The organism is Gottfriedia sp. ABJ_BB2_2 (assembly GCF_055484705.1).
This window is the reverse complement of record NZ_JBVFKR010000005.1, coordinates 139,032-161,507: the sequence shown is the minus strand read 5'-3', so window position 1 is coordinate 161,507 and position 22,476 is coordinate 139,032. Positions and strand designations below refer to the sequence as shown.

Sequence of the window (22,476 nt, the reverse complement as noted above, 5' to 3'; positions counted from 1 at the left end):
ACAATGCTTATCTAAGATAGATGTCATTGCTTCCACTTCAGAATGCTCAATTTCCGTGGGCGTGAGTTGAATCTCCCTGACACGATGCGTCTGTGGGGTCTCAACTTTCCCGCATCTCCCATAGGAGTCGAGCATCCTTCTGCTTCAATTAACCTCTACGTTCTAATATTTGTTTAAAAGCTCCTTACTTAATAACTAAGTTAGGTTTTTTATTTAGGCTGTGACGACCGTCTACGAAGCGAACTGTGCCTGATTTAGCACGCATTACTAATGAATGAGTTGTTCCAACATTCCCTTTGTATTGAACGCCTTTTAATAGTTCTCCGTCTGTAACACCTGTTGCTGCAAAGATTGCGTCATCACCTTTAACTAGGTCATCCATGTATAATACACGATTTGGATCTTCAATACCCATACGTTTACAGCGAGCAATCTCTTCTTCATTTTGTGGTAATAACTTTCCTTGAAGTTCTCCACCTAAACATTTTAATGCAACGGCTGAGATTACCCCTTCAGGCGCACCACCGCTACCAAATAATATATCTACACCAGTGTGAGCAAAAGCTGTGTTAATTGCTCCCGCTACGTCTCCATCATTAATTAGTTTGATTCGAGCACCAGCTGCGCGAATTTCTTCAATTAATTTTTCGTGGCGTGGTCTATTTAAAACTGTTGCTACAACTTCATTAATGTTTTTACCTTTTGCGTTTGCCACAGCAGTTAAATTTTCAAGTACTGATGCATTTATGTCAATTTTCCCAACTGCTTCAGGACCCACTGCAATTTTTTCCATATACATATCTGGAGCATGCAATAAATTACCATGATCTGCAATTGCGATAACTGCTAATGCATTCCATCCACCTGAAGCTACGATATTTGTACCTTCTAAAGGATCTACTGCTACGTCTACTCTTGGTCCGTATCCATTTCCAAGCTTTTCACCAATGTAAAGCATTGGAGCCTCGTCCATTTCTCCTTCTCCAATAACAACAGTACCTTTCATTGGAATGGTATCAAATACGTCACGCATTGCTGTTGTTGCAGCATCATCTGCTTCATCCTTTTTACCAAGACCCATCCATTTTGCTGAAGCAAGTGCCGCTGCTTCTGTAACACGAACTAACTCCATTGATAAACTTCTTTCCACTTCAAACTCCCCCTTTGATGAAATGCGAAGTCGCACTAGCAAACTCTATGTGATATAACGATCTATGAAAAGAGCATGCTTTTCTAGTTTTGAAACTGTAAGAGCTTTCCGACATCATTATACAACGAAAACTATGTATTCGTCTGATTAAATTAACATGAAACGCAAAGAAAACCGTTCATTACGCATTTTTTAGTTGTTCTACTTCTTGCTGCGTTAACTGAACACGCCACACATTCGCACCTAGACCTAATAGTTTTTCTACTAAATCTTCATATCCTCGATCTACATGCTCTAAACCAGTAAGCTCCGTCTTACCATCGGCAATCAAACCAGCGATCACCAAAGCAGCTCCAGCCCTTAAGTCACTTGCTTTTACTCGTCCGCCTTGTAGTGCATTGGGTCCAGATATAATTGCAGTGCTTCCTTCAACTTTGATTGTGGCACTCATTCGTCTCAATTCATCGATATGTTTAAATCGAGCACCGTAAATTGTATCTGTTATCACCGCAGTTCCATTAGCTTTTGTTAACAAGACAGAAAAAGGTTGCTGTAAATCCGTAGGAAAACCAGGATATACCAACGTTTTAATATCAACTGCTTTCAAATCTTTATTTGTCCCAGTTACAATAATCTGATCATCATTTGTATCAATTTGAATATTCATTTCTCTCATTTTCGCAATAAGAGATTCTAAATGATGTGGAATGACATTATCAACTACTACGCTATCGCCTTCTTTAACTGTTGCAGCTGCTAAAATAGCATATGTTCCTGCTTCAATTCGGTCTGGGATGATTGTATGTGTACATCCAGACAACGACTCTACGCCATCTATTCGAATTACATCCGTTCCTGCACCTTTGATTTTAGCGCCCATGCTTGTTAATAGCGTTGCTACATCCACAATTTCGGGCTCTTTTGCAGCATTTTCTATAACAGTTCTACCAGTTGCTAGCACCGCTGCTAACATGATATTAATTGTTGCGCCTACACTTACTACATCTAAGTAAATTCGGGCTCCCTTTAATTCTTCTGCTCGTAAATAAATTGCACCTTGTTCGTTTGTTACTTTTGCTCCAAGTGCTTCAAAACCTTTTATATGTTGATCTATTGGTCTTGGACCTAGATAACATCCTCCTGGTAATCCAATAACTGCTTGCTTAAATCTACCTAACATTGCCCCCATTAAATAATATGAAGCACGTAGTTTTTTCACCTTTCCACTTGGAAGTGGCATAGCGACCATATTTGATGGATCAATCATAATCTTTTCATCTGACATCTCTACTTGACCGCCAATTTCCTCTAACAGGTCGCATAAAGTTTGAACATCAGAAATAGAAGGAACTCCTTCAAGTGTTACAGGTGAACTAGCTAAAATTGTTGCAGGAATTAATGCTACAGCACTATTTTTCGCACCACTAACTCGAATTGTTCCTTTTAAAGGTATACCGCCTTCTAACACAAGCTTTTCCATAGTATACTCCCTTCTAAATGAGCAGAAGAAAACAGGGAGAGATGTAAGAAAAAATATCTCTTTTAATTCCCTAATTATTGTCTACCTATTTTCTCCAATTTTCTATTTCTCTAATCTTAGTTTATACGAGACGTGCTTCCTAATGAAGTCTTTTGTTTGTACTTTCATACGCGAATACTCAATTAGTTGTTTCATCCCAAACTTGTAAATCATGTATTTTATAAATATAGAATACTTAACATTTAATGAAAAAATTTAGACTTAACTTATGTATATATCAGCATCTTTGACCTGATTTAAGATATTCTCTATATTCATTACAAAAACCTTCAACTATGCTATGAAGTATTCTCTTAAAAATGACTAAAAAGAAAACCGCCTAAAAAATATTTAGACGGTTTCATTATTTACAATATAACACAAATCATTCGAAAACTCTTATATTATGCTTTGTTGCTAGTACCAAACTCACGAATTTTACCAGTAACTGTAGCAATAATCGCTTCACGTCCAGGTCCGATTACTTTACGAGGATCGTATTGGTTTAGATCTTTAGCAACGAATTCACGAACAGCTTTGTTAAAAGCAATTTGGTTTTCAGTATTTACGTTGATTTTCGCAGTACCACGAGCAATTGCTTTTTGAATTTGTTCAGTTGGAATTCCTGTACCACCATGTAAAACTAAAGGTACATTTGTTTCTTTACCAACTTGTTCCATTTCGTCGAAACCTAATTTAGGTTCACCTTTGTATGGTCCGTGAACAGATCCTAAAGCAGGAGCTAAACAATCAATACCAGTACGTTCAACTAATTCTTTACACTCAGCAGGATCAGCATAGATGATGTCACCTACAACATGATCTTCTTGCCCACCAACTGTACCTAATTCAGCCTCTACAGAAACACCTTTTGAGTGTGCATATTCAACTACTTTTTTAGTAGTTTCTACGTTTTGCTCAAATGGGTCATGAGAAGCATCAATCATTACAGAAGTGAATCCTGCGTCGATTGCAGCTTTACAAACGTCAAAGCTTGAACCGTGGTCAAGATGGATTGCAACTGGAACAGTTACTTTTAAATCAATTAATAGACCTTCTACCATTTTTACAACAGTATTAAATCCGCCCATATACTTTGCTGCACCCTCAGAAACACCAAGGATTACTGGAGATTGTTCTCTTTCCGCAGCAGTAAGAATCGCATAAGTCCATTCTAAGTTATTGATATTATATTGACCAACTGCATACTTACCTTCTTTTGCTTTGTTAAGCATTTCAGTCATAGATACTAAAGGCATGATAAGCCCTCCTTCTAATCTTTTATATAAGTTATATTTTGTACCCATAATCGTACTAACAAGAATAGATTGCAACAAAGTGTTCTTTATTATGTAAATTTATAGGTACCTTTATCACTTACTAAGAATACAAAAAATGATACGAAAATACAACAATAATCAATTAATGTTCGTATTATGTTAACATTTTAGACAATTTTCTATAATATATATAGTTTTTTTGGGCTATTTCCGAAAGCGTTTTCATAACGCGCAGTGAAAATAAAAAACAGATGGTCTTTTGCCATCTGCTAATGTTATTGAAGAGATTGAGGTTGAGCCGTATGTTCTCTAACCACTTTTTTAATTTCATCAATATCAAATGGCTTCGGAAAATATCGAAGTGCTCCAAGTTTTTTAGCTTCTTCAATAATGTCTAATTCACCATAAGCTGTCATTAAAATTACTTTAATCTCTTTGTTAATCTCTTTAATACGTTTTAATATTTCTACTCCGTCCATACCTGGTATTTTCATATCAAGAATAACTAAGTCGGGACAATCTTTGATAACAATATCGATTGCTTGAAAACCGTTAGCAGCCTGAAAAACTTCATAACCTTCTTTTTTGAAAATCTCATGTAGTAGTAAACGAATTCCGTACTGATCATCTACAATTAATAACTTGCTCCCCAAAATTAGTACCACCTCTCTTAACCAGATCTGACTACATGTAAAAAATACAAATTCCCCTAAATTTTTACATTCTCTTTAGAAGTCCTATTTTCCTGCATCTTTTAGTAAATTTTATAAATTATTACTTTCTGAATGATTTAATTAGATACCTACTTTACAGTATAATGGTTAGCACATACTTTTTTAAGAGGGAGTACACAAAATGTTAAAGATTTTTACAACACAACTAACTGGTGTTTTTCAAAAGATATTAAAACAAGAGGAAGTATTTGAGGATGCTTCTCGCTTTCTTGCACAAGCAATTGTTGGTGAAGGAAAAGTTTATGTACACGGTACAAAAGAGTTTTCAGGAATCGTTTCTGAAATTAAATATGGAGAAGATACACCTCAATCATTTGAATCTTTATTTGAAGACGGGCAGATGAAATCATTATCTTCAGTTGATCGTGTTCTTTTATTCGCAAAGCAAGCTGATGATGAAGAAGCTATTCAAATTGCAAATACATTAGCTAAAAACGAAATTGGCTTTGTAGTTGTTTCAACAGTAATCGAAAATGATTCATTATCAAATCTAGCTGATATTTTTATGAATTATGAATTAACACGTAAATTAGTACCTACTGAAGAAGGTGACCGTATTGGTCTACCGACTTTGTTAACAGGATTATTTATTTATCATTGTTTACTTTTAACGATCAATGAAATTTTGGCCGATATTGATTAATGTAGGCAGTCATCGTATACTTTGTTGCTATTTAAGAATGTGTTAGTTGATTACAACACCTGAATGCTCCCTTTCCGTGGAGTGTAAGCTGAGCCTCCTCGGGGGGGTCTCACCCTGCCTGCATACCTACAGGAGTCTCGCACTCTTCCGTTAAAAATCAACTTTTATCTTTGTCATTTTAACTCCGAAAACAACGATCTTTTAGTAAACATCATGATTTTAAGATGAAAAAACACCCAACATTCAATAAATGTTGGGTGTTTCATTATCAAGATTATTTTTTATTATTTAAAGAAGCTCCAACGAAGTCTCTAAATAATGGTTGGGGTCTATTTGGACGTGAAATAAATTCCGGGTGGAATTGAGAAGCCACAAACCACGGATGATTTGGTAGCTCAATAATTTCAACTAAACGACCATCAGGACTAGTTCCTGAGAATACAAACCCTGCTTGTTCCATTTGTTGACGGTACTCATTATTGAACTCATAACGATGACGATGACGTTCGTATACTACTTCATCACCATAAGCCTCATACGCCTTAGTACCTTCAATAAGCTTACATGGGTATAAACCTAAACGTAATGTTCCACCTAAGTCTTCAACATCCTTTTGCTCAGGTAAAAGGTCAATGATTGGGAAGTTTGTTGTTGGGTCAATTTCAGCAGAATGTGCACCTTTCATGCCTAGTACATTACGAGCATATTCAATGGATGCAATTTGCATTCCTAAACAAATTCCTAAGAATGGTACATTGTTTTCTCGAGCAAATTGAGCAGTTAGTATTTTACCTTCTACTCCACGATCACCAAAACCACCTGGTACAAGGATTCCATCAACATCGCTTAATAAATCACTAACATTATTCGTTGTGACTTCTTCAGCGTTAATCCATTTGATTTCAATTTCACTGTCAAAAGAATAACCAGCATGTTTTAAAGCTTCTGCAACAGAAATGTAAGCATCTTGTAATTCTACATATTTACCAACAAGGGCAATTTTCGTTGATTTAGTTAAATTTTTAACTTTATCTACTAATGCAATCCATTCTGTCATATCTGGTTCATTTGTTTTTATTTTTAAATGATCACAAGCGATCGCATCTAATCCTTGAGCTTGTAGAGCTAATGGGATTTCATAAAGTGTTTCTGCATCTACACATTCAATTACATCTTTTGCATCAACATCACAGAATTGAGCGATTTTATCCTTCATTTCTTGAGGTACAGATGTTTCAGAACGTAATACAATTACATTTGGTTGAATACCAATGCTACGAAGCTCTTTTACACTATGTTGTGTTGGCTTCGTTTTTAACTCACCAGCTGCTTTAATATATGGAAGAAGTGTACAGTGAACGTACATTACATTGTCTCGCCCTACATCACCTTTAATTTGACGAATTGCCTCTATGAAAGGTAATGACTCGATGTCTCCTACTGTTCCACCAATCTCAGTGATGACAACATCTGCATTTGTTTCGCGACCTGCACGGAAAACTTTATCTTTAATTTCATTTGTAATATGAGGAATAACTTGTACTGTTCCTCCTAAATAATCTCCACGGCGTTCTTTTTGAAGTACTGTAGAGTAAACTTTACCGCACGTAACATTATTAAATTTAGTTACATTAATATCAACAAAACGTTCATAGTGACCTAAATCTAAATCCGTTTCCGCTCCATCATCTGTTACGAAAACTTCACCATGTTGATAAGGACTCATTGTTCCTGGATCTAAGTTGATATAAGGATCAAACTTTTGAATCGTTACATTTAATCCTCTGTTTTTTAATAGTCGTCCTAAAGATGCTGCAACAATTCCTTTTCCAAGAGAAGAAACTACGCCACCTGTTACGAAAATATACTTTGTCATAATTGAGCCCCTTTCATTTTTTTAGCATTCGTAATTTTATTTTTCTTTAGTAGAAATACAAAGCTAAATTTATAAAAAATTAATTAATAACATAATTTTATGTATGCTTTATTGTCGTCCAAAATAGGATTATTTCATGCAACATAACATGAATTACCTATTTAAAAACTGCCGAATAAACCATTCATAAAAGGTTGATACATCAAGTTTCTCGTTAAAAAAATAAAGACGCCCCCTATATAATATAGGGAGCGTCAAATATATTTCGTTCTTTTTTAAAGAGCCCAATAAGAATTGTACTTATTCACTATCTAAAAGTCAAGAACTTATCGTTCTTCTTCTTCATCAAGATCTTCTAATTCGTCATCTTCATCTTCTAAATCTAAATCTTCGTCATCTAAATCTAAATCTTCATCTTCTTCATCGATTTCTTCATCATCAAACTCATCGACAACGTCATCTACAAGATCATCATCTAATTCATCTAATTCTACTAAATCTTCATCTTCTTCAAAATCATCTTCATCTGCAGAATCATATTCAGCAAAATCATCATCTTCTTCAAACTTTTTAGCGCGTTTCTTCTTAGGTTTAGCAACTGGTAATACTTCCTCTTCAGCTTGATCATACGGATACCAAGCACGTAGGCCCCAACGAGTTTCACCTAAACATACAAAACGACCATCAATGTTTAATTCAGTATAAAATTGAGGAAGCTTTTCTAAAAGCTCGTCTCTTGTTACACCTAATTCTGACGCCATGCGGTCTACTAAATCATAAAAAGAAAAAGGTTCTTTTGTTTCAGAGAATAATTCATATGATAATTCAATTAACGATAATTCTTTTAATTGCTCTTCCGAGTATTGCTTTAAACTCAAAGGTAAGCACTCCTTTTAAAATAATATTTTCAACGTAAATTAATCACATTATGTATAAATTTTACTTGTTAGTTATAAAATACATATCTTTCATTATAAACAAAAGTATATTAAATATGCTAGCACCTAGACTATATTTTTCGATAATACGCTATTTTTTAATGAAAAAATGATAAATGAGCGTCAAAAAGACGCCCATTTACCGAATAAGCTTTTTACATATTTCTTCTATATTGTCCGCCAACTTCATACAACGCTTGCGTAATTTGCCCTAAACTAGCAACTCTTACAGTATTCATTAACTCTTCAAATAAATTTCCATTTTGTCGAGCTACCTGCTTTAGTCGCTCTAATGCAACATTTGCTTCCGAACCGTGTTTCGTCTGGAAATCAGCTACATGATCAATCTGTGATTGCTTTTCATCATAACTAGCCCTAGCAATCTCCATTGAATTAATTGACTCCATTTGTTCATTCGGATTGATATATGAGTTAACACCAATGATTGGAAGTTCACCATTATGCTTTAACGTTTCATAGTAAAGTGATTCTTCTTGAATCTTTCCACGTTGATATTGAAGCTCCATCGCACCTAGTACGCCACCACGATCACTAATTCTTTCAAATTCTTTTAGAACCGCTTCTTCAACCAAGTCTGTAAGCTGCTCAATAATAAATGAACCTTGGATTGGATTTTCATTTTTTGATAATCCATTTTCTTTTTGAATAATCAACTGGATAGCCATTGCACGTCGAACAGACTCTTCTGTAGGAGTCGTTACAGCCTCGTCATAAGCATTTGTATGAAGTGAGTTACAGTTATCATACAAAGCCATTAAAGCTTGTAAAGTTGTTCGAATATCATTAAATGCCATTTCTTGAGCATGTAGTGAGCGTCCTGAAGTTTGAACATGATATTTAAGCTTCTGGCTTCTCTCAGAAGCACCATATTTCTCTTTCATTGCAACTGCCCAAATTCGGCGTGCAACTCTGCCTATTACTGAATACTCTGCATCTAATCCATTACTAAAGAAGAATGATAGGTTATGCGCAAAGTCATCAATTTTCATTCCACGACTTAAATAGTATTCAACATAAGTAAATCCATTTGATAATGTAAATGCCAACTGAGAAATCGGATTTGCTCCAGCTTCAGCTATATGATACCCGGAAATAGACACTGAATAGTAATTACGAACTTTATGGTCGATAAAATATTGCTGAATATCGCCCATCATTTTCAGCGCAAACTCTGTAGAGAAAATACAAGTATTTTGACCTTGATCCTCTTTTAAAATATCAGCTTGAACTGTTCCACGAACTTTTTGTAATGTTGTTACTTTCACTTCTGTAAATTCCTCAACAGTTAAAATTCGTCCTAATTCCTTTTCTTTTATTTCAACTTGTTGATGAATAGCAGTATTTAAAAACATAGCCAATATAATTGGAGCAGGACCGTTAATCGTCATCGATACAGATGTCAGAGGATTACATAAATCAAAGCCTTTATATAATTCAATCATATTATCTAATGTACATACGCTAACGCCACTTTCTCCAATCTTTCCAAAAATATCTGGTCTTGTTGCAGGATCCTCTCCGTATAACGTTACCGAGTCAAACGCTGTACTTAAACGCTTAGCAGGATCGTTTTCACATAAATAGTGGAAACGTTTATTTGTTCGACTTGGTGGTCCTTCTCCCGCAAATTGTCTTTTTGGATCTTCATCTTGACGTTTAAACGGAAATACACCTGCAGTAAATGGAAAATATCCAGGAACGTTTTCTTTTGCTACCCATTTTAATAAATCACCATAATCTCGATAAGTAGGTACAGATATTTTTGGTATTTTCGTTCCAGATAAAGTCTTTGTTGTTAATTCAACTTTTATCTCTTTATCTCTAACTTTTTGTACTAGTTGATCTTTTGCATATGCTTCTTTGATTTGTTTAAAATGGCTTAATGCTTGTTTGGATGACGGTGCTAAAGAGTCTTCAAATTTCTGTTTTAACTCTACTAAAGTCCCTTTACCATCTTCAACATTTAATGACTCTAATTCATTCAAGGTTCCTTCAATTTGATATAACTTAGATGCTTTAATTGCTTCTGCCTCAGTATTTTGGTGGTAAGTTCTTACTGTTTCAGCTATTTCCCTTAAATAAAAACGACGTTTACTTGGGATAATGACATGTTGTTTTTCAACATTTCCTGGCTGAATATATGTTGTTTTCCATTGCTTATTTGCTTTCTTCTCAATCTCACCTGTTAATGCTAGGAATAAGTTATTTGTTCCTGCATCATTAAATTGACTTGCGATCGTTCCGTACACAGGCATTGTATCTAAATCATCATGGAATAAATGACGACTACGTTGATATTGTTTTTGAACTAAACGTAACGCATCCTCAGAACCTTGACGTTCAAATTTATTGATTGCAATTAAATCTGCAAAATCAATCATATCGATTTTTTCTAATTGTGAAGGCGCACCAAACTCACTTGTCATCACATATAAATGAATGTCACTAAATTGAGTAATTGCAGCATCACCTTGACCAATCCCACTAGTTTCAACAAAAATTACATCGAAGTTTGCAGCTTTTAATATAGCCAACGAATCCCCAAGTGCGTTTGAGATTTCTGATTGGCTATTTCTTGTTGCTAAGCTTCTCATATAAACATTAGGATGATGGATTGCATTCATTCGAATACGATCTCCTAGTAATGCTCCACCAGTTTTACGCTTTGTCGGATCAATCGATACGATACCAATTGTCTTATCTGGGAACTCTTGAATAAAACGGCGAACTAATTCATCTGTTAATGAACTTTTCCCTGCTCCACCAGTTCCTGTCATACCAATTACGACACTATTGCCAACTTCTGATTTTTCTAATGTAGCAGCCATTTCTAAACTTGAATCTAGTGAACCTTTATTTTCAGCTAAAGTTATGAATCTAGCAATTTCCTTATGATTTGAAGCTGTAATCTGCTGCACATTTTCGATATCCTTTAAAGGAGGAAGGAAGTCTGTACTTTGTAGCATGTGATTAATCATGCCTTGAAGTCCCATTGTTCTACCATCTTCAGGAGAATAAATTTTTGTAATACCGTATGCTTCTAACTCTTCTTGCTCACGAGGAAGAATAACGCCTCCACCCCCACCAAATAACTTGATGTGTGAAGCACCTCTTTCTTGTAGTAAGTCATACATATATTTAAAGTATTCCATATGTCCACCTTGGTAAGACGAAATAGAGATACCTTGTACATCTTCTTGAATGGCTGCATTAATAATTTCTTCAACCGACCGATTATGTCCAAGATGAATAACCTCGACACCATTTTCCTGCAATAATCTTCTTATAATATTGATGGAAACATCGTGGCCGTCAAATAAGCTTGATGCAGTTACAAAACGAATCTTATATTTAGCTTGATACTTTTCTACCATACTAATCAGCCTCCGTTATTATCATTACCTTATTCAGAAAGAAAACTTGGTAGAAGGCTTTTTATCCTTCATACCAAGCCTTTTGTAGTACATAAAAGAATTAAGATTCTTACCCGCGTTTTATAGCATTCTAGAGATTACTAGCTTCTGAATTTCTTGAGTACCTTCATAGATCTGTGTAATTTTCGCATCACGCATGAAACGTTCCACAGGGTAATCTTTCGTGTAACCATATCCACCAAATACTTGAACTGCTTCAGTTGTCACTTTCATTGCTGTATCCCCAGCAAATAACTTCGACATCGCAGATTCTTTACCATATGGAAGACCTTGTGACTCTAACCAAGCAGCTTGATAGGTTAATAGACGAGCAGCTTCTACACTAGTAGCCATATCCGCAAGTTTAAACCCAATGCCTTGTTGAGCAATAATTGGCTTACCAAATTGTACTCTCTCTTTTGCGTAGTCAACAGATGCATCTAATGCACCTTGTGCAATACCAACAGCCTGAGCTGCAATCCCATTTCTTCCTCCATCAAGTGTTTGCATGGCAACCTTAAAACCTTGCCCTTCTTCACCTAATAGATTTTCTGCTGGAATACGGCAGTCCTCAAACATAATTTCTGTTGTCGGAGATGAACGAATACCTAATTTACTTTCCTTCTTCCCAACTGAAAAACCTGGTGAATCACTTTCCACGATAAATGCGGATACTCCATGTTTATTCGTAGGGTCAGTAATTGCAAACACTACATAAATCTCTGCTTCTCCACCATTTGTAATAAAAATTTTCGAACCATTTAATATATATTCGTTTCCTTGTTTTCGAGCAGTTGTTCTCATTCCACCAGCATCTGAACCTGATCCAGGTTCTGTTAAACCGTAGGCACCAATTTTTGTACCTTGAGCCAGAGGTTTTAAATATTTTTGTTTTTGTTCTTCAGTTCCAAATTTATAAATAGGCCAGCTTGCTAATGATGTATGTGCAGAAAGTGTTACACCTGTTGAAGCACATACTCTAGACAGTTCCTCAACTGCAATAACATATGCTAAATAATCACTACCGATTCCACCATACTCTTCAGGAAATGGTATTCCCGTTAATCCAAGCTCTGCCATTTGATTAAAAATATTTCGGTCAAACTTTTCATGCTCATCACGTTCAGCTGCAGAAGGTGCAACCTCATTTTTCGCAAAATCCCTTACCATTTTTCGAATCATTTCATGTTCTTCACTTAGACGAAATTGCATACTTTTCTTCCTCCATTGTCATTAATAGGGCAAGGTTAAGGGGAAAAGATTTTTAGAATAAGAAAAAGACACAAACCCTTCTTCTATATATCAATCTCTTACCTTTTTCCTTATTTCAGTACTTTAAAAAACCCAATGTTACAAGAATACCGTCGAATTTTGTAAGCGTTACCATAATTATTTGAAATTTGCTTGAATTTGCAGTCTACTTACTCAAATAATTCTACAAAAACTTCGAAATCCCTTGTTATTTTTTGTAGAATTTTGAAAATTAAAAAATAAAGTTTCAAAAAGAGACAAGCCTTTGGATTGGATTATAAATCTTAAACCGATTCCATTATCCTGCTCTTTCCTAACCGTATGTCTTAAGTGCCCTTTATACCTCTATTAACACTGCGTCGCCTTGCCCACCACCACTACAAATTGCTGCGATACCAAGTCCGCCGCCTTGTGCCTTTAATGCGTGTATAAGCGTGACAATAATTCTAGCTCCACTTGATCCAATAGGGTGACCAAGCGCAATGGCACCACCATTTACATTCATTTTATCTAGTGGTAAGTCAGCAATTTTTGCACTTGCTAGGACAACAGCTGCGAAAGCTTCATTGATTTCAAATAAGCTGATATCAGAAACTTTTTTATTTGTTTTTTGAAGTAGTTTTTGAATCACATAACCCGGTGTTCTTGGAAAATCCTGCGCTTCTACTGCAATAGATTCTGTTGCTAGAATTTTAGCTAAAGGCTTGTAGTTATTTAATTTAGCTTCTTCCTCGCTCATCATTAATAGAGCAGATGCCCCATCATTTATACCAGGCGCATTTCCTGCAGTAATTGTTCCATCACGATCAAATGCAGGGGAGAGCTTTGTTAATTTTTCAATTGATGTATCTTCCCTAGGACACTCATCAACCTCTATTTTTGTGATGGCTCCTTTTCTATCTTTTATTTCAATAGAAACGATTTCATCTTTGAATTGTCCATTCTTTATCGCATTTACAGCAGATAAATGACTTCTTAATGCCCATTCATCTTGCTGTTGGCGGGATATCTCTTCAATTTTTGCAACATGATTACCATAAGTACCCATATGAACACCTGTAAAAGAACATGTGAGTCCATCATACAAAACACCATCTTTTAATTCAGTGTTACCTAATTTATTTCCCCATCTTAATGTAGATTGATAAAAAGGCGTATTACTCATAGACTCCATTCCACCCGCTATTACGCGTTTACTTTCTCCGGAACGAATAAGTAAATCTGACAGCATAACACTTCGCATGCCAGACGCACATACCTTATTAATGGTTTCCGTTCTTGTTTCCCATGGTAAACCCGCTTTACGCAAAGCCTGTCTTGAAGGTAATTGGCCTTGTCCACCTTGTAAAACGCTCCCAATTACTACATCATCTATCGACGAAAAATGATGATTTACTTCGTTTAATGCTGCTTGAATAGCAATTGCTCCTAAGTCAGATGCACTAAAACTCTTTAGCATCCCTCCAAAACGACCGATTGGTGTACGAACTGCACTGACAATAACTGTTTTACTCATAACATCTACCCCCTTAATTTTTATCTATTTCAACCTTCATTTGTCATAATCCTTTAAATGTATCATCTTTTAACAATGAAAAAGGTGTACGAGATGTACACCTTGCCATTGATATTTTATGATTTTTATAAGCTGTTTAGAACTTTCTTAAGATGCTTGCGTTTGCTTTGAACCGAATATAGATAGCTCTAACAGTTCAGCAACATCAAGTGTTTGAACCTTCTCTTCCACTTCTTTCGCTTTTGTTCCATCAGATAACATCGTTAAGCAATACGGGCAACCCGTTCCAATCACATTCGGACTTACCGCTAGTGCTTGCTCTGTTCTTGTTACATTAATACGATTTCCAACATGCTCTTCCATCCACATTAATCCGCCACCTGCGCCACAGCACATACCTGTTTCGCGTTTACGTTCCATTTCAACTAAAGTCACTCCCGGTATAGCTCGTAGGATATCTCTAGGCGCTTCATATACTTCATTATATCGACCTAAATAGCATGAATCATGGTACGTGATGACTTGTTTAACCTGATGTACTGGTTTTAATTTACCCTCTTTGACCCATTGCGACAATAATTCAGTGTGGTGATATACCTCTACCGATAAACCGAAATCAGGATATTCATTTTTAAAAGTGTTATAAGCATGAGGGTCAATCGTTACTAATTTACTGACACCTGATTTTTCTATTTCAGCAATATTATTGTTTGCAAGCTCTTGGAATAGGAACTCTTGACCTAATCGTCTTGGCGTATCACCAGAGTTTTTCTCTTTATTTCCTAATATCGCAAACTTAATGCCCGCTTCGTTCATTAATTTCGCAAAAGCTAAAGCAATTTTTTGACTGCGGTTATCATATGAACCCATTGAGCCAACCCAGAATAAATATTCGATTTCTTCTCCCGCTTTTTGAGCTTCTTTTACTGTAGGAATATGGATGCTTTCGTCTAGCTCTCTCCAGTTCTCACGGTCTTTACGATTTAATCCCCAAGGATTACCTTGTCGTTCAATATTCGTCATAGCACGCTGAGCATCTGGCTGCATTTTCCCTTCAGTAAGTACCAGGTAACGGCGTAAATCAATAATTTTATCAACATGTTCATTCATTACCGGACATTGATCCTCACAGTTACGGCAAGTAGTACAAGCCCAAATTTCTTCTTCTGTGATTACATCTCCAATTAAACTCGGATTATAGTCTACTAAAGCCGCAGCTGATTCTTGTTGTCCTTTACCAGCCGCTGCAAAAGCTAACTGATTACCTTTTGTATTAGAGAAAGCTACAGTTGGAACCCACGGAGCACGAGAAGTTACAACAGCACCTGTTTCAGTTAGATGATTTCGTAATTTTAAGATTAAATCCATTGGTGATAACATTTTTCCTGTTCCTGTTGCAGGACAAACATTTGTACAACGTCCACATTCTACACATGCATATAAATCAATTAACTGAGATTGACGGAAGTCACTAATTTTACCAACACCAAATGTCTCCTGCGTCTCATCTTCGAAATCAATTTTCTCAAGCTTTCCAGGTTTAGATAAACGGTTAAAAAATACATTCGCAGGACCCGCAATTAAATGTGCATGTTTTGACTGCGGTACGTACACTAAGAACGTTAATAGAGTGATTAAATGAATCCACCATGCAACATAAAAGAATGAGATCGCTAATGGTTCACTAATACCTCCAAAGATTATCGCGAATACAGATGCGATTGGTTCATGAGCAGTAGCTCCTTCTCCATCCCATATTAACCCCATCCCATTGCCAAACAATGTAGATACCATTAATAAACCGATAAAGATTAATACTAAGCCATTTTTCCAACCTCTTTTAAGACGAACTAATTTTTCAATATATCTTCTATGGAATGCCCATATAACTGCTACTAAAATTAACAAGGCAACTATTTCTTGAAAAAATGTAAATGCACCATATAAAGGACCAAGTGGCAAATGAACTCCTGGAATTAATCCTCTTAAAATAAAATCAAGTGCCCCAGCTTGAACTAAAATAAATCCGTAAAAGAACAAAACGTGAATTACTCCACTTTTTTTATCTTTAAGGAGCTTCTTTTGTCCAAATACATTCACCCAAATTTTCCCGAAACGTTCTTTAAAATTTTGTTCGAACTCTTCTTTTTTACCAAGTCTAATGTAAGCTAATCTAGTTGTAATAAGGTAAACGAATAAATATAGTGCATAACCAGTAATGGCTACAAACCCTAACGCATTTAAAAAATATAGAGCGTGATCCATGATGTATTCCTCCCCCAAATTGGCTATAAATAAAACGCTTACTTTTTAAAAATTTATAACCTTATTAATTTTCTGACAGTATATACTATTATTATATAATGAATGAGTATTCAGTCAATAGTTTTTCATGATAAATGAGCCCTTTTTCATATTCCGCTTTTTAAATGGTCATACTATCAACACGTACAAGATAAAGGAGTTTAATCATATGTTTCTTTTTATTTGTATTATCATTGCACTGCTATTGCTTATACTCCTTGCTGGTCTTGACCTTTATTTCGGCTATAAAGCCTATCATAAACATGAAAAACCATGTCCATTTATTTTAAGAGAAAGTAATACAAAACTAATTACTGACGGCAACGTCCTTTACAAGCACCTTCTCGATGATATAGAAGGGGCAACAACTAGTATAACGATGCTTTTTTACATTGTTCGAAATGATGATACGAGTGAACAATTTCTAACTTTACTTGAACAAAAAGCGCAAGAAGGCTGCCAAGTTAAGCTGTTGGTTGATTGGATAGGTAGCTTCGGTCTAAAACGAAAAAGAATTAAGAAGCTAAAGGAGAATGGTGTAGAATTTCTTTTTAATCGACGTACTGGCTTTCCTTATACATTTTATCGATTACAACACCGGAATCATCGCAAAATAACAGTAATCGATTCTAAAATAGGATACTTTGGTGGCTTTAATATCGGTAAAGAATACATAGGATTTGATGAAGAATTAGGTTATTGGAGAGATTACCATATCCGCATGGAAGGGGAAGGTGTGAGAGACCTCTACGCTCAGTTTTTAATCGATTGGGTAAGAAGTGGCGGAAATTACTTCCCATTTGAGGAACCTAGCGAAGTCTTAAAAGGGGATACAGAACACCATTTTTACTCTTCCGATTTTACTCGTATAGAATTACTGTACAAAGATTTAATCGACAAGGCAAAAAAGCATATCTATATTGGAACTCCGTATTTTATTCCGACTAAGAAACTAATGAATTCATTACTCTCAGCACTAAATCGTGGTGTCGATATTTGTGTCATGGTTCCTGAAAAAGAAGACCATAGACTTGTAAAAGAGGCTTCATTCCCTCATCTTTTGCTCATTTTACAAGGCGGGGGTAAAGTTTTTCATTATCAAAAAGGTTTTTTTCATGCCAAAGTCTTATTGATTGATGATTGCATTTGTGACGTGGGCTCAGTGAATTTCGATCGTAGGAGCTTATGCATAAACGATGAGTGGAGCTGTATTTTTTCAAGTAAGCCTTTTATATTGAAAATCAAAGAAATGTTTACAAAAGATCTTGAAAACACAAAAACGTATCCAATCGATCATTATAAAAACACTACATTTTTATGGAAATGTCGTAAAGTGCTTTCTAGACTTCTTTCTCCATTAATGTAAAAAGCAATTTTGAGGTGAAAAATATGAAAATTCGCTTTGGATATGTATCACATGCATTATCTTTATATAATTGTTCACCAGCAAAAACGCTCACTCTAACACGATATAAAGCAATGGAACAAAATGAACGGTTAGATAAATTAATAGACGTTACTAGCCAAAATATACAAAATACATTTAGGGCACTTCACTATAATGTAAGCCAGCAAATCCCTTTATATAGAATGTCATCTTCAATGGTTCCATTGGCAACTCATCCTGATGTTGAATTTGATTATCTCAATATCTTTAAAGACCAATTTAAAGATATTGGAGAATTTATAAAAAAAAATCAATTAAGAGTCAGCTTTCACCCGAATCAATTCACGCTTTTTACTAGTGATAAGCCTCATATTACAGATAATGCGGTTATTGATATGGAATATCATTATAATGTCTTAGAAGCTATGGGTGTGGCTGATCAAAGTGTGATTAACATTCATGTTGGCGGTGCTTATGGAAATAAGGAGCTTGCTATTAAACGTTTTTATGAAAATATAAAAAAACTACCGACTCATATTAAGAAACAAATGACACTTGAAAATGATGATAAAACATATACTACCCCTGAAACACTGGAGATCTGTATTAAAGAAAAAATCCCACTAGTATTCGATTATCATCACCATATAGCAAACAACTGTGAAGAGCCTTTAGAAAGCTTATTACCAAAAATTTATAAGACATGGGAATCAACTAGCTTAACGCCTAAAATACACATTTCTTCACCAAAATCAGATAAAGAGTTCCGAGCTCACTCCGACTTAATCAATATTGATTTTATCAAACCATTTTTTGATATAGCAAAAGCAATCGGTCAGGACATTGATATAATGATTGAAGCCAAAAAGAAGGATATTGCATTGTTGCAATTAATAGATGATTTATCAAAGGTTCGAGGCTACAAACGGATTGATGGTGCAACTATTGAAGTCTAAACGGATTGACAGTACCCTATATCAATTAAAATGACTTAGAAACCGCAAAGCAAAAAACGCTATGGAATTTTCCTAGCGTTTTCTTTTATAATTATCTCTATCTTTATTTCGTTCTCGGTCGTAACCTTTGTATTTTTCCTTATTGTGATGGTTATAGGAATATTCTTTATGATGGTTTTGATAATTTTGTTTATAATCCCTTGAATGATGATTCCCTCTACCTAAATGGTACCCTCTATTATCATTATTCTTGTTTTTTTTTGATGAGTCGTTACTCTTGTTTTTTTTTGATGAGTCATTCTTCTTATTATCATGGTTATGCTTATTTTCTTGCTGCTTTTTGTTTCCATGATGATTACTATTTAACCCATTACCGTGTTTTGAATTGTTCTGCTTTTCTTTATTTTTATTACCACTATGATTCGCTTGTTTTACTACTATTTTCGAATCATTTTTTATTTCATTTTTTATTTTCTTTTGCTTATTACTCGGTTTAGAGTTTACACCGTTCTTCTTGTCTTTTTTATTTTTTGTGTCTTTATGCTTTTGTTCCTCTTTGATTGGTCGTTCATCTTCAAAATGAGTATTACTTTGCTTGATATGATCTAATTCTTTACTTAACTTCTTTTGCTCACTACTGAATTTCTTATCCATTGAACCTGAAATCGAAACCTTTTCGTCATGTTGTATGATCTCATTTTCTTCTAATTCAACCATCAGTTTTTCAGTAACGTCTTTTACTGGCTCTTTTTCCCAGCCTTTTAATTTAGCAATGATCTTTTCCCCTTGATCATTTTTTGCTTTCAAGTCAATAACCTTTAAGTGTTTATCAAGTATCAATGAAACTTTTGCTTCAGATTCAATATTTACATAACCTGCTGCTAGTACTCTTTTTTTATTAAAATCTACAAGTACAAAAGACATTAAAATTAAAGCACTAGCAATCATAACAGGGACTAATTTAGGTATGAATTTTTTCACTTTATTATTTACGATGACTGCATAGTTAGGGAACTGAATTTCTTCACCAATTGTATATGATGACAATAATCTTTTACATTTTAAATATTCTCCATCTGGTGTAAGCACAATAACAGAATGAGAATTTATTTTTAAAACGATTCCTTTGTTCATCTTCAGTCCCCCCTTTTTAAATAACTTTGTAAATAAATATAATCATTAGCTGCAATGATACACATCGCAATAATAAATTTTCTATGTTTCTCAAGCGTTTTACGGCTAAGTTCGACTTTACTTGCTAGCAGATTCATAGGCAATTTTTTCTTTTTATATAATAAAGTTAGCATTTCTTCATCAGAAGTAATCATTTCAACAACTGAAAATATATGCTCTCTCGTGTCTTCATGTTTAGGTGAAACATCTACTAAACTATCTAGGGAGATCCCAAATTGGTTTAGCATTTCATTAAAGTGAATAATCTCTTCTTTGCGATTTAATTCATCAAAATTCTTAATATAAGAATCATATGCATGATTGTCATATTGTTTATGTATTTCATCTGATTCTGGTTGCGTTGATGTAACATGATGATGCTTAGATTCTTTCCTGAAGTAATCTATTAACTCTCTTTTAATGATTAATTTAGCAAATGATAAAAATGATGCTCCTTTTTTATAGGAGTACAAATTGATAGCCTCGTGAAATGCATGTAAGCCAATACTATATTCATCATCCTGCTTGGAAATATATCTTCCACAAATTGTAGAAGTGGTATTCAAAATAAATGGCTCATATTGAACGATAAAATCATCTAACTCTTTTGAAGAAGATTGTTGGATTGTTAAAACAATATCTTCAATTTTTTCTTTTCTTTTATATAGCGTCTGAAAAATTGCCAGTAACAAGACCACATCTCCTCTCAATAAATTCCTGGATTGGTTATCAAAACATAAGGCGCCACTCATTCATTAACATAAAATGAATGAGTAAGGCACCGTTTTAAGTAACCTCATTACTAAAGCATATCGCATCTTTAATAATGTTTCATGTGATTTTTATAGAAAGGTTAATGGTAATTAATTACTTATTTATCTTTTTTGTTATCGTTACCGTGATGACCACCATTTTCTTTCTCTTGGTGTTTCCCGTTCTCATGGTGTGCTGCATTTCCACGTTTTCCGTTGTGCTTTTCTTCTTTTTTAACTTCTTTTGCTGCGCGCTTTTCTTCTTTTTCAACACGTTTAGCTACGCGTTTCTCTTCTTTTTTAGCTCGTTTCTCTTCTTTTTCTACTAATTTTAAAGCTTTTTTCTCAGCATTAGGGTGCTCTTTTTTAGTAGTTGTCGGTGCAACTGCAACTTCATCATTTTTTTCTACTGTTTTTTCTTCTTCACTAACTTCATTTTTGTCAGCGTCTTCTACATCTTCAATTTTTGTAATTGTTGTAACGACTTCAGGTGTAGTTTCTTTAGAAGTATCAGTAGTACCTTCTGGATATTTAATTTCGATTACTGGTGTTAGTACTGTTTCATTGCCTTCTGACTTTTTCATTAACTTTTCTAGCTTATCGGCAATTTTATTAAAGCTTTTTTCGATATTATTAGCGATTGCGGCTTTAGCCTTAGGATTTTTAACTTGATCTAAGACATTTGCTAAAACTAGTAAATTATTATTTAAGTGATGTTGGATTTTTGCGATTTCTTTTTGTTCTTTTGTCAGTTTCTTTGTTTCTTTTTCTACTTCAGTCTTTTCGTCTTCTGTAGTAGTTTCTTTATCTTCTGTTGTTGTGTCAGTGTTTGTTGTTGTTTCTGTGTTTGTTGTTGTATCTGTACTTGTTGTTGTTCCTGTGTTTGTTGTTGTATCTGTGCTTGTTGTTGTTTCTGTGTTTGTTGTTGTGTCATTCACATTAGGAAGCTCAACATCAACTTCTTTTTGAGCAATTTCCATTTTTGATATAGCTTCTTTAATTGTTTCTTTTGCTAAATCCTCTTTACCCTCTTTAATTAAAACGCGCGCTTCATGGATACGCTCTCCAGCAAATTCTGCTAATAATTCAGCTTCTTTTACTTTATTAGTTGTAAGTAAAAGTTGAATTTTTTCTACTGTTGTTTTAACAAAATAAAGGAAATCACCTTTTACTAAAGATGGATCTTCTTGTTTTAATGCATCTGTTGGTAATGCTGTTTCATTTGTATCAGCAAATGCTGAATTTGCCATTCCTAATTGTGATAATAATAAAGCCGTTGCAGTTGTATGTACTAATAATTTTTTCATGAATTTTTCTCCCCTTTTATTTATCTCACTATATACATTCGTAAGAAGTTTTCTTTTTAAGGGGGTCAAAATAAAAAAAATTAAATAAATTTGTCATTTAATGAAAAAAATTGTTTATTTCTGTGATTTCATGTTGTGAATTATCAATTTCCCATATAAAAAACTGTTTCGGATAAGTATTTAATGTATGTAATTTGCTGATCACTCTAGATTGTTTCTCTGTAAAAAACTTCAGTTTTTAATCACTTCAGATTCT

General features: G+C 34.6%; 16 protein-coding genes. 3 read left to right on the top strand and 13 right to left on the bottom strand.

Annotated elements, in window-relative coordinates; all coding sequences use genetic code 11:
* Window positions 1-184: 184 nt before the first annotated feature.
* From glpX to ACX6U0_RS13270, 4 genes are all read right to left on the bottom strand, one after another.
* Window positions 185-1,150 carry a class II fructose-bisphosphatase gene (gene glpX / locus ACX6U0_RS13285; protein WP_464960397.1) on the bottom strand — a complete coding sequence of 322 codons (966 nt, stop codon included), beginning with the start codon at window positions 1,148-1,150 and terminating at the stop codon, window positions 185-187.
* Window positions 1,151-1,331: 181 nt separating this feature from the next.
* Window positions 1,332-2,630: a UDP-N-acetylglucosamine 1-carboxyvinyltransferase gene (locus ACX6U0_RS13280; protein WP_464960396.1), complete on the bottom strand. Its 1,299-nt coding sequence runs from the start codon at window positions 2,628-2,630 to the stop codon at window positions 1,332-1,334.
* Window positions 2,631-3,073: 443 nt separating this feature from the next.
* Complete coding sequence (locus ACX6U0_RS13275; protein WP_464960395.1) at window positions 3,074-3,928, bottom strand: class II fructose-bisphosphate aldolase; 855 nt, start codon at window positions 3,926-3,928, stop codon at window positions 3,074-3,076.
* A gap of 296 nt (window positions 3,929-4,224) precedes the next feature.
* Window positions 4,225-4,602: a response regulator gene (locus ACX6U0_RS13270; protein WP_464960394.1), complete on the bottom strand. Its 378-nt coding sequence runs from the start codon at window positions 4,600-4,602 to the stop codon at window positions 4,225-4,227.
* Between the two features lie 202 nt (window positions 4,603-4,804).
* On the opposite strand from ACX6U0_RS13270, the gene ACX6U0_RS13265 reads away from it, so the two are divergent.
* Window positions 4,805-5,326 (top strand): DUF2529 family protein, encoded by a 522-nt coding sequence (locus tag ACX6U0_RS13265; protein WP_464960393.1) that lies wholly within the window; start codon window positions 4,805-4,807, stop codon window positions 5,324-5,326.
* Between the two features lie 274 nt (window positions 5,327-5,600).
* Here the strand turns inward: ACX6U0_RS13265 and ACX6U0_RS13260 are convergent, their stop codons facing one another.
* From ACX6U0_RS13260 to ACX6U0_RS13235, 6 genes are all read right to left on the bottom strand, one after another.
* The gene (locus ACX6U0_RS13260; protein ID WP_464960392.1) at window positions 5,601-7,202 is read right to left on the bottom strand and encodes a CTP synthase; all 1,602 of its coding nucleotides are present in this window, start codon (window positions 7,200-7,202) and stop codon (window positions 5,601-5,603) included.
* A 326-nt stretch (window positions 7,203-7,528) separates the two neighbouring features.
* On the bottom strand, window positions 7,529-8,080 hold the full coding sequence (gene rpoE, locus ACX6U0_RS13255; RefSeq protein ID WP_464960391.1) for a DNA-directed RNA polymerase subunit delta: 552 nt from the start codon (window positions 8,078-8,080) through the stop codon (window positions 7,529-7,531).
* A 215-nt stretch (window positions 8,081-8,295) separates the two neighbouring features.
* Window positions 8,296-11,535 (bottom strand): fused isobutyryl-CoA mutase/GTPase IcmF, encoded by a 3,240-nt coding sequence (icmF, locus tag ACX6U0_RS13250; protein ID WP_464960390.1) that lies wholly within the window; start codon window positions 11,533-11,535, stop codon window positions 8,296-8,298.
* Between the two features lie 120 nt (window positions 11,536-11,655).
* Window positions 11,656-12,786 carry an acyl-CoA dehydrogenase gene (locus tag ACX6U0_RS13245; protein WP_464960389.1) on the bottom strand — a complete coding sequence of 377 codons (1,131 nt, stop codon included), beginning with the start codon at window positions 12,784-12,786 and terminating at the stop codon, window positions 11,656-11,658.
* Window positions 12,787-13,162: 376 nt separating this feature from the next.
* Complete coding sequence (locus ACX6U0_RS13240) at window positions 13,163-14,341, bottom strand: acetyl-CoA C-acetyltransferase (RefSeq protein WP_464960388.1); 1,179 nt, start codon at window positions 14,339-14,341, stop codon at window positions 13,163-13,165.
* 147 nt (window positions 14,342-14,488) lie between these two features.
* Complete coding sequence (locus ACX6U0_RS13235) at window positions 14,489-16,606, bottom strand: (Fe-S)-binding protein (protein WP_464960387.1); 2,118 nt, start codon at window positions 16,604-16,606, stop codon at window positions 14,489-14,491.
* A gap of 208 nt (window positions 16,607-16,814) precedes the next feature.
* Between ACX6U0_RS13235 and cls the strand changes: the two genes are divergently transcribed.
* Complete coding sequence (gene cls / locus ACX6U0_RS13230; RefSeq protein WP_464960386.1) at window positions 16,815-18,011, top strand: cardiolipin synthase; 1,197 nt, start codon at window positions 16,815-16,817, stop codon at window positions 18,009-18,011.
* Between the two features lie 23 nt (window positions 18,012-18,034).
* Window positions 18,035-18,988, top strand: a complete 954-nt coding sequence (uvsE, locus tag ACX6U0_RS13225; RefSeq protein WP_464960385.1) for a UV DNA damage repair endonuclease UvsE — start codon at window positions 18,035-18,037, stop codon at window positions 18,986-18,988.
* A gap of 72 nt (window positions 18,989-19,060) precedes the next feature.
* Here the strand turns inward: uvsE and ACX6U0_RS13220 are convergent, their stop codons facing one another.
* From ACX6U0_RS13220 to ACX6U0_RS13210, 3 genes are all read right to left on the bottom strand, one after another.
* Window positions 19,061-20,122, bottom strand: a complete 1,062-nt coding sequence (locus ACX6U0_RS13220) for an anti-sigma factor domain-containing protein (RefSeq protein WP_464960384.1) — start codon at window positions 20,120-20,122, stop codon at window positions 19,061-19,063.
* A gap of 2 nt (window positions 20,123-20,124) precedes the next feature.
* Window positions 20,125-20,847, bottom strand: coding sequence for an RNA polymerase sigma-I factor (sigI, locus tag ACX6U0_RS13215; protein ID WP_464960525.1), 723 nt, complete (start codon window positions 20,845-20,847; stop codon window positions 20,125-20,127).
* Window positions 20,848-21,032: 185 nt separating this feature from the next.
* A complete protein-coding gene (locus tag ACX6U0_RS13210) occupies window positions 21,033-22,220 on the bottom strand; it encodes a DUF5667 domain-containing protein (protein WP_464960383.1) in 1,188 nt (395 codons plus the stop codon).
* Window positions 22,221-22,476 lie beyond the last annotated feature (256 nt).